The sequence below is a fragment of the Cupriavidus sp. 21MJTG02-4 genome (genome assembly GCF_057798975.1).
This window is the reverse complement of sequence record NZ_JBYOJP010000023.1, coordinates 17,845-32,532: the sequence shown is the minus strand read 5'-3', so window position 1 is coordinate 32,532 and position 14,688 is coordinate 17,845. Positions and strand designations below refer to the sequence as shown.

Genomic DNA, 14,688 nt, shown 5'->3' with positions numbered 1-14,688 from the left:
GCTGCTCGGCTCCGTGCAACAATCTGGATTTTTCGAGTGACGATCGACTTGAGCCATGACTGAATATCGCTGCAGCAGGTTGGAAATCAGAAGGCTGTCGCCGCCCGAATGGATGCAGGCATACCCTGTCATCGCCCAGCTTCGGTCCCTTGAAGAACCCGAATTCCTGGAGCGGACCCGCCTGCAATCGTATTCGGGCTACGAGCTTGTGGCAGCATTCCATGGTGGGAAGATTATCGGAGTGATAGGTATGAGACCCGTCCACACCTTGGCGCGGGGGGCACACCTTCATATCGATGACCTCGTGGTCGATGCGACGGGCCGAGGGAGTGGTGTTGGCCGATCCTTGATGGAATATGCCGAAGCCGACGCCCGTGCTCGTGGTATGACCGCGATATTTCTTGACGCGCGGCCGGAAGCCGTTCCGTTCTATGAGCGAGAGAACTATGTGCTACACCCCGCGCCATCAATGAAGAAGGTTCTGTTGCCTTAAGGCAAGCCGGCCACGGTCAACGCGATTCGTCCGACTTTGGGCAGCGGCGACCAGCCACCTTATGCGACTCGCCTGAGCAATTCGGGCAGGCAATCGGCCAATTCTGTCTGAATCCCTTATCTCCCGTGGCACTTCTTGAACTTCTTGCCGCTGCCGCAAGGACACGGGTCGTTGCGGCCGGGCTGGTCGCCCCTCACCACGGCCTCCACGCGCGGGCCCAGGCTCTTCCAGATCTGGCGCAGGTCGTAGACAGCCCAGATCGCCTCGCCGAAGGTTTCAACGCGCGCCTGGCTGGTGCTGGGCGGGCCATCCTCGCTGTACATGCAGACCTCGGGCCGGCCGGTGTCGTCCTCGGTCAGGGCGACAATGGCGTCGAGCGCGTCGTCCAGCCACTGGGCGGCTTCCTTGTCGCGTGGGGCGGCCCATTCCTCGGGCCAGTTCTCCACCGCGAACATGAAGCCCAGCGCCCACACCTGGCCAAACGACGGGATTTTCCGCCCGTCCATCTCCGCGCGCTCTTCCTGGGGCAGGCTCAAGATGGCGCCGCGCATGTCCATGGCCTCGGGATAGAAGGTGTGTTCGTCCTCCAGCGTCTCCACGGGCTGGTCGAGCTGATGCTCAACCTCGTTCCATCGACGCTGCCACAGCTCCATGAAGCGGGTCTGCTGAGCCGCTTCATGGAACGCGGGCAGCAACGGCAGCGGGCTGCCCTCGGCCACGTCGAGCGCCGCGCCGTCGCCCAGCAGCATGGGCAGGTAGTCGGCAGCCGGGATGCGGCGGCGCGTGCAGACCAGGGCCGTGAGAAAGCCGTCGCAGAACTCCCATTGCGGGATTTCCTCAGCGCGCTGGCGCAGGTCGTCCAGCAGATCATCAAGCTCCTGGAGTTCGTCGGGCGTCAGGGCGGTGGCTTCGGTCATGAGGCGGGTTCTCGCGGTGCAGGGTGGGGATGCGCTGGACGCATCGCCGCGAAGTATAGCGCGGCCCTTTGCAGAAGTGCGTCGTACGACTTGCGAGACCGTGACGTTTCGGTACCGCGCGCGAAGCCGGGTGCATCCCCGCGGCCGTTCGCCGGAGCGACGGCCGCTCCCGAGTGGCTCCTGTTGGCCGGTCTCGGCCCTCCGCCGATTCAGGTGCGGGCTTCTTAGCGCCAAGGGCAACTACCGACCCTCAACGGCCGACCGTCCTATGTTGCTCGGAAAGTCGCTTCCAAATTCACAAACGGTCATTCACGCACAGATGACATCGCTAACGGTGCCGCCGAGGGCTGCGTTTGACTGCTAGCGCGATCCGCTTCCTGCGTCGTGCCACGAAGCTCCAACCGCCCCGAAACGTATCTCGGCGTAAGGTTTGATGCGCGCTGCCGATACCGGCTTGCCAATTAAATATCCTTGCACGGCATCGCAGCCGAGTTCTTTGACGAGGGCGAATTGCGCTTCGGTCTCGATGCCTTCCGCGACTGTTCTGATGCCCAGCGCACGCGCGAGCGCGACCATCGCTTCGACCATTGCGCGTGCCTGGTGACAGGTCTCCTTAGCCGTGAGGTCCTGCACGAACGACTTGTCGATCTTGATGCGATCGACAGGCAGCCGTGTAAGGTATGCGAGGCTGGAGTAGCCGGTGCCGAAATCGTCGAGCGAGACGGTCACGCCAAGCCTTCGTACAGCGGAAAGCGCGCGCGACGCGGCGGCGAAATCGCTCATGACGACAGTCTCGGTGACCTCGATGTCAAGTGTGGAAGCGCATACGCGGGCTGCTTCGGCTGCCTCCGAAACCAGTGCGGCGAGATCGCAGTTCTGAATCGTCGTGGCCGAGAGATTGACGGCGACTTTGAACGGCATGCGGCTCGCCGCCTGCCATTTCGCCGCCTGGCGGAACGCAAGGCGAATTAGCCAGTCGCCCGTCGCCTCGTAGGCCGTGGATGCAAGCAGCACGTCGAGGAAATCGGCCGGCGTGAGCAGCCCCAGTTGCGGATGGTTCCATCGCAGAAGCGCCTCAACTCCGTAGACGCGGCCTGTATGCAGATCCAGTTGTGGCTGGTAATGCAGTTCGAACTGGTGCGCAGCGCTCGCACTCTCCAGATCCGCGCGTAGCCGCCGGCGATGCGAGAGGCGCAGCGCATCCTCCTTGCCAAACGACCACACCTGCGAACCGCCCGCGCGCTTCGCGTGATACATCGCGATGTCCGCGTTCCGCAACAGCTCGCCCGCATTGGATGCCGAGACGGGGTAGCGCGCCACGCCGATGCTCGCGCCCACCGAGACCCGCACGCTCGACGTCTCAATAGGCTCGCTCATGCGTATTGTGACGTCGCGGGCGACCCGTTCGGCCTCGCCCACAGGGGCGTTGACGAGAAAAATGACAAACTCGTCACCTCCGATGCGGGAAACATTCGAGCCTTCAGCGCACATGCCGAAAAGACGCTCACCGATGGCATGTAGCACTTCATCGCCCGCGGCGTGGCCGTACGAGTCGTTGATATCTTTGAAGCGGTCAAGATCGATGAAGAGTAGATCGACGGAAGCGGCCGTGCCTTCGTCGACAAGACGGTTTAGGCGCAGTAGCAGTTCCCGCCGGTTGATGAGGCCGGTCAATTCGTCATGCGTTGCCTGGCGCGACAAGCGTTCGGAGATCGCGCGCGCTTCGGTGACATCGCGGACAAGCACGACGAGACCGTCGTCGGAGGGGAACGCCCGCACTTCAAACCAGGTACCGAGCGGCGCGTAGAAGTCGGTCGCGGTGCTGGGAACACCTGACTCGACCGCCTGCCGATAGGCTGTTTCGTAGCTCGACCCGATGAGGTCAGGGTACTCGGCCCAGATCTCGCGACCCAGCAGGTCCGCAGGCCGACGCTTGAGCAGCCTCGCAGCGGTTTGGTTGATGTTCCGAAACTTCCACTCCCGGTCGAGCGCCATGACGCCGTCCGTGATGTGATCGAGGATTTGAAAACTTTCCACGTTCTAGCCCTACCTTGATCGACCTTTACAACGGCCCCGATATGTCTGCAAGCACTAACAGGCCGTATCGTAAGAGGAAATTCGCACGTTGGCGAGCCGAAAGCCCTTCTGCGCTGGCGCCCCTGCGGTAGATGCTCGGCGCGGTGAGGTCACATGTGCCGTTACGGGTATGACCCGCAGGGACCGGACGCGCTCCACGCAAGAAGTCAACGAACGCCTGGTCACGGTTGCTGGCAATAGGTGCGGGTTCTTTCGTTGTCAGTTGCGCAAATGCGCAGAAGCGAATGGCAGATGTTTCGTCGAAATTGAAAAATTGACGCACGGAAGTTACTGCGGAGTTGCCGGGCGGCATCCACGACATACCGTCGGGGCGACGAAAGCGCCAAAGCAGGCGCCGACAGGCGGGCTGGGGATGAACCGTGGCACGACCGATGCGGTCGCCTTCTGGACTCACGACTGGTTTGGTAACAGCCATGGGCGATACGCGAGGAAGTATGTTGCGCCGGCCCGTACGCAAAGGCAGTCTGGGCGGCCGCAACGCATGCCACTGACCGGCACATGCTCTGAAGTGCCAAACATGGGAGCTTGTATGAGAGCCGTTGTTTATAAAGGTCCGAAGGACGTAAGGGTCGTAGACGTGCCCGATCCGAAAATCGAACGATCTACCGACGTCATCGTCAAGATCACGAGCACGAATATCTGTGGGTCCGATCTTCATATGTACGAGGGGCGGACGGATTTTGAAACGGGCCGAATTTTTGGCCACGAGAACCTGGGGCGCGTCGTCGACGCAGGAAGCGCAGTGGAGCGGCTCAAGGTTGGCGACTGGGTGTGCATGCCATTCAATATTGGTTGCGGACACTGCCGCAACTGCGAAACGGGCCTGACGGGATTTTGCCTGACGGCCAATCCGAAGGAGGGCATGGCCGGTGCAGCCTATGGATTTGCCGACATGGGCCCTTACGAGGGCGGCCAGGCCGAGTACCTTCGCGTGCCATGGGCAGATTTCAATTGCCTGAAACTGCCGCCTGATGCCGAACAGAAGCAGAACGACTACGTGATGGTGGCTGACATCTTTCCCACTGGCTGGCATGCCACAGAATTGGCTGGCATGTGCCCAGGAGACAGTGTCGTCATCTACGGATGCGGGCCTGTTGGCCTGATGGCCGCTCATTCAGCAATGATTAAGGGCGCTTGCAACGTCATGGTGGTCGACCGCCATCCAGACCGATTGCGCCTTGCCCAAAGCATCGGTGCTGTTGCAGTGGACGATTCAAAGGACGATCCCGTCGAGCAAATCCTGTCTCTCACGCATGGGAAGGGCGCCGACGTCGGTTGCGAGTGTGTGGGTTATCAATGCCATGAGCACAATGGTCATGAAGTACCTAACGCAACGATGAACAACCTGGTCAAGTCGGTCAAGAGTACGGGCGGAATTGGCGTTGTCGGCGTCTTCGTGCCCGAGGATCCCGGTGCCCAGGACGAGCTGGCAAAGAAGGGGCAGCTCGCTTTCGATTGGGGGACAGCATGGTTCAAGGGGCAGCGCTTTGCTACTGGGCAGTGCAACGTCAAGGCCTACAATCGGCAACTGCGCGATCTAATTCACGTGGGGCGAGCCAAGCCGTCTTTCATTGTTTCACACGAATTGCGTCTGGATGACGCCGCCGACGCTTATAAGCACTTCGACAACCGTGACAAAGGCTGGACGAAAGTCATCCTGAAGACTGGAGCGTGACCCAAACAACGGGAAAACGGGTCGGTAGGGAGCATGCCCGACTGGCCCGGTTTTCACATTGCATCTCCGCGCTTCGAGGTCATGCTGGGGTCAATGCGTAGGCGTACCAGAGGTGGCTCTTCTCGCTAAGGAAGCGGCCATTCGGTGGCGTCAACCCAAGAGGCTGCTGATGGCCGAACCCGGCCATCGTCTCATGTTCACAGCGCCGCGCTGGCCCAAGTGGCAACAGAAGGCCCTGAGCGGCCTCGCAAGCTTAGCGGCGGTTACGGCTGTCATTAAGGAGCAACACCCGCAGGCCCGTATGCGTGCCCAAAGATGTGGGCGTAGGTCATAGCGCCGCGTCGTACTGATGGATCTGCGCCGCTAGTCGTTGCAGCAACCGGTTCGCGGCAGGCGAAAGCTGTCGGCCCACGCGCGTGATCAGTTGAGCCTCCGGACTTTGCAGTAACCGGTTCTCGACCGGGATTGCCATCAGTTGGCCGGCTTCCAGTTCAGGGGCAACCGCGATCCGCGCCAGAAACGTGAAGCCGAGATTATTGGTGATGAACAGCTTGAGCAAGGTGACCGAATTCGTTGTCAACGCTGGCGTCAGCCTGACGCGGTCGAGCAGCATCGCCGCCTCCACCAGCCGCCGCGTGCCGTGCTCCGGATGCGTCAATGCCAGCGGATAAGGAAGCAAGTCCTGCAGCGTGACCGATCCGGACTTGCCGGCGAGCGGGAAATCCGGCGCAACGATCGCGTGCATCGGTTGACGCGATTCAGAGCGGCTGACGACCTTGGGGTCGGGCGACGGGTTGAACGCTAGCCCGATGTCGGCCTCGTCCTCGGCCACGCGACGCACCACTTCGTTGGTGCTGCACAGGTCCACTGTGAGCGAGATTTCCGGGTGGCTTTCGCGGAACTGCCGTATCGGGCCGCCGACCATCGTCGACGCGAAGCCTTCACCCATGACGACGGTGACCTTGCCGCGGCGCAGTCCGCGCAATTCCTGGATCTTGGAAACGAGGTCGGCCTGGTGGGCACGCTGTTGCGAGAAGTACTCGAGCAACAGCGCGCCAGCGTCGGTTGGCTTGACCCCTCGCTTGTTGCGCTCGATGAGCGGCGTGGCCAGTTCCTCCTCGAGCAGTGCGATCTGCCGGCTCACGGCAGAGGGCGCGATGTCGAGGAAGTCGGCCGCCGCGCGCACTGTGCCGCAGCGCACCGCTTCATACAGGTAAGCAATACGGCTTTCGGTGTAGGGGGCTGGCATGCGGTCGTTCTTCCTCTACCGCTCCGGTTGAAACATCAGCAGGTGCATGCCATCGTCTATCGGCAGCCAGCAAGGCACGACCTTCATGCCGATGCAAACCTCATGCAGCGAACAATGGACCAGGTTGGCAATCACATTGACGCCGACATCGAGGGTCACCGATGCGACCACATAGGGCTCGTGTCCACGAAAAGCCGCGGCGCCGCGCCGCACCACGGTCCATGAAAAAATTTCGCCGCAACCCGAGACTTCGCGCCATTCAATGTCGGTCTTGCGGCCGGTGAAGATGCTGGTTGGGCGCGGGTAATGCTGGTACTTTCCGGTCGCCCGGCAATACTGGATGACCAGCTTCTTCTCGCGTGTGGCCGCCCAGAATGGTTGCGTGAAGCTGGATGGCTTGATCGCGCGCTTGACAGCAAACGTATCATTGAGAAGTTCGGGAATAGCTGTTTCCATGGTCCGCCTTGTGTTGGGATCATGCGTTGGGAGCCAGGACCAGGGCGCTGCTCGTGCCCCAGTTGCGCGAGTAATTGATCCAGCCGATGCCGCTCACCAGCGCATTGGCGGTGTTCCTGACCTGACGCGCGCCGCCTTCGCCCATCAACTGCCTCACTGCCTCGATCAGGTTGTGCGAACAGCATGCCGCTTGCCCCGCCGAGATCTGGCCGCCGCCGGTATTCAAGGGTAGATCACCATCGAAGGCAAAGTTCATTTCTCGGATGAACTGCACGCCCTGACCACGCCCACAAAAGCCGAACGCCTCGAGCTGCAGCATGATGGCGATGATGAAATCGTCGTAGGGATGAAACGATGCAACATCCTTGGGCGCGAGTCCCGCCTGGGCGAGGGCGCGTGTGCCGCAAGCCTCGTGGCCGCCGCGGGTAACATCGACGAAGTTCTCCCCGCCCTGGAAGTTGGTCCGCTCCCCGTAGCCGATCGGTACGACGAACTTGTCGATGCCCTTTTCCCTGGCGCGCCGCCTGCTGGTCATCAGCAGGCCGGAGGCGGCGTCGCAGCGCATGACGCAATCGAGCAGACGTATCGGGTCGGCAATCATGCGCGAGTTGAGGTAGTCATCGATCGTGATCGGCTTGCGCAGCTTCTCGCAGGCGTTCTCGTTCAACACGGCATGGGCACGCTGGGTGACCGCGAGCTTGCCCAGCATCTCGTAGTCGAGTCCATACTGATGCTCGTAGCGCCGCGTCAGCAAGCCGAAAGCGTCGGGAGGGCCGAAGACACCGTACGGATCGGCCCACTCGCGGCGGAAGCTTCGGTCACCGCGGTTGTTTTCCGCCACGCCAGTATCGGCGAACAGCAGCAAAACCGTGGTGCACAGGCCGGCATCGATCGCCGCCGCGGCACGTGCGACGCTGCCGGTGGCTGAACAGCCGCCGATATGCACCTGGTCGCAGTAGTCGAGTTCCAGGCCGAGCTGGTCGGCCGTGACCTGGGCCCAGAAGCTCTCACCGGCCGCTGTCAGCCCAAAGCCGGCCATGACCAGGCCGTCGATCTCCGCCTTCTCGAAGCCGCTGCGCTCGAGCAAGGCTTCGAGGACCTCGGCATCAAGCTCCCAGACGTCGCGATCGCTTTTTTCCATGACCTTGGTTTCGGCAAAAGCGACGATCGCCGAATCGCGCAGGCAGTTCACAGCGTCCCCCCGCCACCGGGCGCCTTGATGGGCACGGCTTTCTTGTTCAGGAACTCGCTCAGACGGGCGGTCGTTTCGGGGCTGAGGGTATATTCACTGACCAGCCGCTCGACGAAAATGCCATCGTCGTAAGACATGTCCGCGATGCGCGGCAAGGCATTGGTGATGGCGAAGTTGGTCAGCGGCGCGTTGGCGCAGATGCGCCGGGCCAATGCGACGGCCTTCTCCAGCGCCTGTCCCCTGGGCACCACATACTGCACCGCGTTGAAGCGCAGCGCCTCCTCGGCGTTCAGCACGCGTCCCGTCAACATCAAATCCGTCATGAGGGCGGTCCCGATCAGCCGGCTGATCCGCACCGAGCCGGCGCCGCCGACGAAGATGCCACGTTGGCCCTCAGGCAGGGCGAAGAACGCCGTTTCGTCGGCGACCCGGATGTGGGTGCTGGCCGCGGCCTCGAAGCCACCACCGATGGTGGCGCCATGCAAGGCAGAGACGAACGGTATCCTGCCCCGGGCGATCAGCTCGGTGTCGTAATTGCGGGGATACGGCAGTTTGTGCTCCTTGCCGCTTTCCCACATTGCCGCGGCGTAGGCGAGATCCAGCCCGCCGCTGAAGCACTCCCCATGACCAAACAGAACGCCACACCTGGCTTCTTCACCCGCGCGCATCACTGCCGTGTGCAACTGCTTATGCAATTCGTCGTTGAAGGCATTGCGCTTGGCCGGGCGGTTGAGGCCGATCAGGGCAACGTCGCCATCGAGTTCATAACTTACTACTTCGTTACTCATCTCTTTCTCCTTCCTTGATTCGTTCATTTCACGAGGACAACAGCCCGGTCATCCCTGCGCCGCTGCATCGAGGTGGGCAAGTAGATTTCGTTTGAGCAACTTGCCGGTGTCGGTCATCGGCAAGGAGGGCAACACGCGAAGCAGTGCCGGTTGCTTGTAGGGGGCCAGTTGCTCGCGCAGGTAGCCGCGCAGGACTTGCTCATCAAAGCGCACGCCGTCGCGGAGCTCGAGGAAGGCGATCACCTTCTCGTTGCCATCAGGCTCTCGCTGCCCGACGACCGCCGAGCGCTGCACGCTGGGATGCTGATTGAGCACAGCTTCCACTTCTGCCGGATATACATTGAAGCCGGAGCGGATGATGAGTTCCTTCAGTCGGCCGACGATGAAAAGCGCGCCGTCCTCGCCCAGCCGCCCAAGGTCACCGGTGGCATACCAGCCGCCGGGACGGAACGCCTGCCGCGTAGCCTCGGGATCGCGAAAGTAACCCGGCGTCAGATACGGCCCGGCGAGCCAGATCTCTCCGGTCTCTCCTGCCGCTACATCGCGATGGTCGGGGTCCACGATGCGTATGGACATGCCTTCCAGGAGATAGCCCGCGGCGGTGTCCGGGCGCCGCACGTTGCTTGTGGTGGCGCAGCCGACGGGGGCTTCCGAACTCGCATAGCCGTGATGCAGCGGCAGGCCGAAACAAGCCTCCACGCGCTCCTTCAGCGCGATATCGAGCGGACTGCTCCCCGTGTAGAGGTAGCGCAGATGCGGCGCTGGTGGCCGGGCAATGCCATGGCTGTCGAGGTGGGCAAGGAGGCGTGAATACAGCGCCGGCGGACCTTGCAGTTGGCTGACCCGATGATGGGCGAGTGCGTCGAGCACGTCGGCGGCTGAGAACGTCTGCCGCAAGACCAAGGTTGCGCCCGAATGGAGAGACGAGGCCAGCACGGCGGCGAGGCCAAAGATATGGGTCATCGGCACGAACAGGCACAAGCGATCGTCGCGCCCGAGGCCGCGGGATTTGCAGGAGACGCGCGCGGCATGCAGCACGGCCGCGTGAGTCACCATGACGCCCTTGGGCCTTCCGGTGGTACCGGAGGTTGAGATGATTGCCGCGACGCGTTCGGCTTCGCTGCCTTGTTCGGCGACCGCCTCAGGGTTCACGTCGCCGTGCATGAGTCCGTCGAGTGTCGATGACCGGGCCTGGTGGCGCCGGGCATGGGTCATTGCCACCGCCGAGACCCCCGTGGTGAAGTAGATCAGCCGCGCATCGACCAATTGCGCAAACGCGTCGACTTCGCCGGCAGCCATGCGGGCATTGACTCCGCAGGACCAGGCGCCGACGCGACTGCAAGCGAGCAGCAAGGCGATATGCTCGGTGCAGTTTTCCGTCACGATTACCACCCGATCGCCGGGGCGCACGCCCAGGGCGAGCAGCTCCGCCTCCAGGGCGCTGGCCATCGCGCCGACCTCGGCATAGGTCACAGTGCGATCGGGCAGATGGATGAATTCGCGGTCGGGCTCACTCGCGAGCCACGGCTCGAGGAGTTCGTGGATGCGGCTTGGATTCATGGGTTCTCCAGAAGGAAACAGATTCGGGCGCGATGCATTGCCTGGATCGGCAATGCGCCCTGGCGGACCAGTGCCATCAGCCGAACACATTCAATGCATGCCGCGCAATGGCGATCTTGAGAACGTCGGTCGGTCCATCGGTGATCAACATGCTGCGCTGATCACGCCAGAATTTCTCGATCGGCAGTTCGGTCGAGAGTCCGATACCGCCGTGGAGTTGCATGCATCGATCCGCAGCTTCAAAGGACTTGCCGTCACCGAAGTTCTTCACCATGTAAGCCTCCGTACGAATGTCCTCGCCGCGATCGTGTTTCCACGCTGCGTGCCTGACCATCAGTTCGAGCTGATGCCACTCCAGGTAGGAATCGGCAATCGACCATTGCACGCCTTGCCGTTCAGCAAGCGGCTTGCCGAAGGTCACCCGCTCGTTCGCGTAGCCCGCGGCCAGCTCGAGACAGCGCTCCATCACCCCGCAGGCCTTGGCGCCGTGACGCACGCGAAGTGCGGTGAGCACTTTCTGTGCGTGCTTGAAGCCTTCGCCTTCGGCGCCGATGCGATTTTCCACCGGCACTCTGACATCGTCGAAGGCGATTTCCCAAGGCGTGTCGTCGACCAGCATCTTCTGTGCGCGCAGCAGTTTGACCCCCGGAGCCTTCATGTCGACGATGAAGGCAGAGATCCCCCCGTGCGAGCCCTTTGTGCGGTCGGTCGCGGCCATCAGTTGCGCATAATCGGCATCAGCCGCGCCGGTGATGAAGCGCTTGAAGCCGTTGATCACGTAATGATCGCCGTCGCGCACGGCGGTGGTCTTCATGCCGCCGGGGTCGGAACCCGCATCGGGCTCGGTCTGGGCAAAGCACCATTTCAGTTCGCCGCGCAGTGTCGGCAAGAGAAAGCGCTCCTTTTGCGCAGCGTCGAGTTCATAGAGCACGGGGTACACCGTCGCGCCGAACGGATTGATCGCCCGTACCGGCAAGGCCACCGTGCGGGCGAGTTCGGACCACACGACGGTTTTGGCGAGCAAGCCGAAGCCCAGTCCGCCGTATTCGACGGGCACGTCGAACTTGTCAAGCCCCAGCTCTTTCCCGAACGCCTCGACGCGGGCACGCAGTTCGGGAATCAGCTTGTCGTCCTTGCGAGCCGTGAGTTCGGCCGGGATGAGCTCCTGATTCACAAAGCGGCGCAGCGAATCCTTCAGCATGCGCAGTTCTTCCGGTAACGCAAAATTCATCATTTCGTCTCCGTCCATACCCATTTCCTTTTAGCGCCCCTGCGTGCGCGCATGCCGCACGGGCAGCGCTCAGCGCGATGAATTCGACTGGATGTACTGGTTGAAGAAGGTCTCCATCCCCGGCGGCGACCTTCTCAGTTCCGCAATGACGCGCTCTCCGTCGGCACCCAGGACGAAATGTGCCGGCGCCAGCGCCGCCTTTTCGTACTGCGCCATGAATTGCGGATCCTTCGCCATCCTTTCCACGGCGCTGCGCAGTTCAGCGACGGCAGCATCGGGGGCATTGGGCGGCATGAAGATCACCCGCGCCATGCGCGAGATCCTGTTCAGGAACTGCAGCGCTTCCCACTTCGCACCGCCAGGGCTCACATTGGCGCCGTGGACTTCGCGATAGAGCTCCAGGAAGGTAGGCACATCGGGCAGATTGGGACTGCGGTTGCCATCGCCGCGCTCGAACTGGAAGAGTGGAATCGCGAGACCCCTGCCCACCAGGCTGTTTTTGGCAAAGGAGTTGTAGCCGGGCAAGGAATTACTGACCAACTGGATGTCGCCCTGGAGCATCGCCACTTCGGCCTCGCGCGTCCCCTTGTAGCCGGTGATGGTCCGGTATTTGGCGCCTAGCAGGTCAAGGGCCAGACTCTGGCGCAACGCCGACCAGTCCGAGCCATTCGAAAGTACCGCGGCACGAAACGGATTGACGTTGGCAATGTCGGCAGGCTTGGCGATGCCCGGTGCGGTGTCACGCCGAATGTAAAGCAGGTTGGTCTGCTCCATGCCGGCAATGAACTTGAAGTCGTTGAATTGGACCCGCAAGTTCGGATGATGCAGGATCTGCTGCATCGGGTCCCAGGTAAAGAAGCCGATGTTGAGCTTGTTCGTCTCGGAGACGTCGCCGAGCTGGTTGACGCCGATCATGCCGCCCGCGCCGGATACATTGCGAACGACGACAGCGCTGGTGCCTTTCAGAAAGCGCGGCAGATGTTGCGCAAAAACGCGCCCCTCCAGGTCGGTGGGGCCGCCCACCGGGAAATTGACAATCACATTGACCACGCGGCCGGAAAATTCCTGCGCATGGGCAATACCCGTGCCGCAGAGCATCGCCAGGACGCAGGCGATGCTGCGAAGCTTGGACATCAGACGCATTTCTTAAACTCCTGATAGCCGACATGAAGTGAATCGCGACGCCGGTAGCTCCGCTGATCGAGTCTGCGGGCGTCGCGGGCACAACGAATCGCTTGGCGCGATCCAGCTCTTCTCCGCTTCGCGGTCAAGTCACGAACGGCCCACCCGCGTCGTGGGCGTGGCGGCGGTCTGGACCCACACGCTCTTGGTCTGCGTGTATTCGTAAAGCGCCTCGACGCCGCTCGTGCGCCCGTAGCCGCTGTTCTTGTAGCCGCCAAATGGCGAGGCAACATGCACGGAGCGGTAGCCGTTGATCCAGAATGTGCCGGCGTCCACCTGGCCCGCCACACGGTGCGCGCGGGCGACGTCGTTGGTCCACACTGCACCGGCCAGGCCGAATTCGCTGTCATTGGCGATCGCGATCGCTTCCTCCTCCGTGTCGAACGGAATCGCGGCGATCACGGGTCCGAAGATCTCGGTGCGGGCGATTTGCATCGAGTTCGAGACGCCGGCGAACAGCGTCGGCTTGACGTAATAGCCGCCTGGCTCGAACTCCGTGGTGCCGGCCGCGAGCTGGGCGCCTTCTGCGACGCCCGCGACGATCATCCGCTTGATGTGCTCGTACTGGCTGCGGTTGCTGATCGGCCCAATCTCCGTCGACGATTCGAGCGGATGCCCGATGCGCAGCCGGCGCGCGCCCTCTGCCACCTTGTCGACCAGTTCGTCGTAGATTCGGCGCTGCACGAGCAAGCGCGATCCGGCGGTGCAGCTCTGGCCCGTGCCCGAGTAGACGGCTGCCTGGGCGCCAATTGCGGCCATGTCCAGGTTTGCGTCTTCGAAGACGATATTCGCGGACTTGCCGCCGAGTTCAAGGATGCACGGGATCAGGTGCCGCGCAGCAGATTCGGCGATCTTTGCGCCCGTTGCGGGCGAGCCGACGAAGACGACCTTACGCACGATGCTGTTCGCGATGGCTGCCTGGGCCGTCGTATGGCCGTAGCCGGCCAGCACATTGACCAAGCCGGCAGGCAGGCCGGCCTGTTCAGCCAGCGCGGCTATCGCCAGCGACGTGAAAGGCGTCAGTTCCGACGGCTTGAGCAGCACTGCATTGCCGACAGCGAGGGTCGGCGCGACTTGCCAGCCGAACGACAGGATGGGGATATTCCACGGCGTGACATGGAGGATCGTCCCGTAAGGCTCGCGGCGCGTGTAGTTGAGGTGGGTGGTCGGCACGGCGATGACGTCGCCATGGAACTTATCAGCCCAGCCCGCGTAGAACTCGAACATCTCGGCCACCATCTCGGCCTCGCGCCGGCTGTCGCGGATCGGCTTGCCGGTCGAGATCGATTCGAGGCGGGCCAAGGCTTCGCCGTGCTCCCTGATTTTCGCGGCCACCGCGAACAGCGTGCGCCCACGCGCGGCGTGGGTCATGCCCCACCAGGTTTTCTGCGCCTCGCGCGCGGCAGCGCAGGCCAGCGCCGCCACGTCGGCACCCGCGTCGCGATAGGTGACGCTCTTCTCTCCGGTCGCGGGGTCGAACAACTGGATCTCGTCGCCGGTGCCCGGGATCAGCATCCCTCCCACATACGAACCGATGTCCTTGGCACCAGGAAAGAATTCGGCAAAGGCCGCCACCAGGAATCCTGCTTTCGATTGCTCCATCATGAATGCTCCAGTCAGTGGTGTTCGTCCGGGCCAGTATGGTTGGAGGGTGGAGGCTGTTCAATGGCACACGATCAGCAATCGTGTTCTGAAAAAGAGAACAGGGCTTAGCTGCGCCATCTTGTCGGCTGAAGCGGTAAGACGTGGCTTCAATGAACACGGTACAGAGCGAGCCGGCAAATCGCTTCCCTGCACACGTCGGCTGCTTTGCATTTCATGACAGGCCCGCTTGGACGAACCCGCCCT

At 62.4% G+C, this 14,688-nt stretch carries 12 protein-coding genes; 2 read left to right on the top strand and 10 right to left on the bottom strand.

What is annotated here, in order from left to right; translation table 11 throughout:
* Window positions 1-55: 55 nt before the first annotated feature.
* Entirely contained in the window at window positions 56-493 is a 438-nt protein-coding gene (locus AC3FKH_RS30850) for a GNAT family N-acetyltransferase (protein WP_488679487.1), read from the top strand.
* Between the two features lie 116 nt (window positions 494-609).
* Here AC3FKH_RS30850 and AC3FKH_RS30845 read toward each other — a convergent pair whose 3' ends face one another.
* Together AC3FKH_RS30845 and AC3FKH_RS30840 are read right to left on the bottom strand one after the other, a co-directional pair.
* Window positions 610-1,410 carry a YecA/YgfB family protein gene (locus tag AC3FKH_RS30845; protein WP_488679486.1) on the bottom strand — a complete coding sequence of 267 codons (801 nt, stop codon included), beginning with the start codon at window positions 1,408-1,410 and terminating at the stop codon, window positions 610-612.
* Between the two features lie 360 nt (window positions 1,411-1,770).
* Window positions 1,771-3,447 (bottom strand): putative bifunctional diguanylate cyclase/phosphodiesterase, encoded by a 1,677-nt coding sequence (locus AC3FKH_RS30840; protein WP_488679485.1) that lies wholly within the window; start codon window positions 3,445-3,447, stop codon window positions 1,771-1,773.
* A gap of 589 nt (window positions 3,448-4,036) precedes the next feature.
* Here AC3FKH_RS30840 and AC3FKH_RS30835 point away from each other — a divergent pair.
* The gene (locus tag AC3FKH_RS30835) at window positions 4,037-5,182 is read left to right on the top strand and encodes a glutathione-independent formaldehyde dehydrogenase (protein ID WP_488679484.1); all 1,146 of its coding nucleotides are present in this window, start codon (window positions 4,037-4,039) and stop codon (window positions 5,180-5,182) included.
* Between the two features lie 328 nt (window positions 5,183-5,510).
* On the opposite strand, the gene AC3FKH_RS30830 is transcribed toward AC3FKH_RS30835, so the two are convergent.
* The 8 genes from AC3FKH_RS30830 to AC3FKH_RS30795 all read right to left on the bottom strand — a co-directional run bounded on the left by AC3FKH_RS30830 (window position 5,511) and on the right by AC3FKH_RS30795 (window position 14,442).
* Complete coding sequence (locus AC3FKH_RS30830; RefSeq protein WP_488679483.1) at window positions 5,511-6,431, bottom strand: LysR family transcriptional regulator; 921 nt, start codon at window positions 6,429-6,431, stop codon at window positions 5,511-5,513.
* Between the two features lie 15 nt (window positions 6,432-6,446).
* Entirely contained in the window at window positions 6,447-6,887 is a 441-nt protein-coding gene (locus tag AC3FKH_RS30825) for a Zn-ribbon domain-containing OB-fold protein (protein ID WP_488679482.1), read from the bottom strand.
* Window positions 6,888-6,906: 19 nt separating this feature from the next.
* On the bottom strand, window positions 6,907-8,028 hold the full coding sequence (locus AC3FKH_RS30820; protein WP_488679481.1) for a thiolase family protein: 1,122 nt from the start codon (window positions 8,026-8,028) through the stop codon (window positions 6,907-6,909).
* Between the two features lie 47 nt (window positions 8,029-8,075).
* Window positions 8,076-8,867, bottom strand: coding sequence for a crotonase/enoyl-CoA hydratase family protein (locus AC3FKH_RS30815; protein WP_488679480.1), 792 nt, complete (start codon window positions 8,865-8,867; stop codon window positions 8,076-8,078).
* A gap of 48 nt (window positions 8,868-8,915) precedes the next feature.
* Window positions 8,916-10,427 carry a class I adenylate-forming enzyme family protein gene (locus AC3FKH_RS30810; RefSeq protein WP_488679479.1) on the bottom strand — a complete coding sequence of 504 codons (1,512 nt, stop codon included), beginning with the start codon at window positions 10,425-10,427 and terminating at the stop codon, window positions 8,916-8,918.
* 76 nt (window positions 10,428-10,503) lie between these two features.
* Complete coding sequence (locus AC3FKH_RS30805; protein WP_488679478.1) at window positions 10,504-11,676, bottom strand: acyl-CoA dehydrogenase family protein; 1,173 nt, start codon at window positions 11,674-11,676, stop codon at window positions 10,504-10,506.
* A 51-nt stretch (window positions 11,677-11,727) separates the two neighbouring features.
* Window positions 11,728-12,681: a type 2 periplasmic-binding domain-containing protein gene (locus AC3FKH_RS30800; protein WP_488679477.1), complete on the bottom strand. Its 954-nt coding sequence runs from the start codon at window positions 12,679-12,681 to the stop codon at window positions 11,728-11,730.
* A 249-nt stretch (window positions 12,682-12,930) separates the two neighbouring features.
* Window positions 12,931-14,442, bottom strand: a complete 1,512-nt coding sequence (locus tag AC3FKH_RS30795) for an aldehyde dehydrogenase family protein (protein WP_488679528.1) — start codon at window positions 14,440-14,442, stop codon at window positions 12,931-12,933.
* Between the last annotated feature and the right edge of the window lie 246 nt (window positions 14,443-14,688).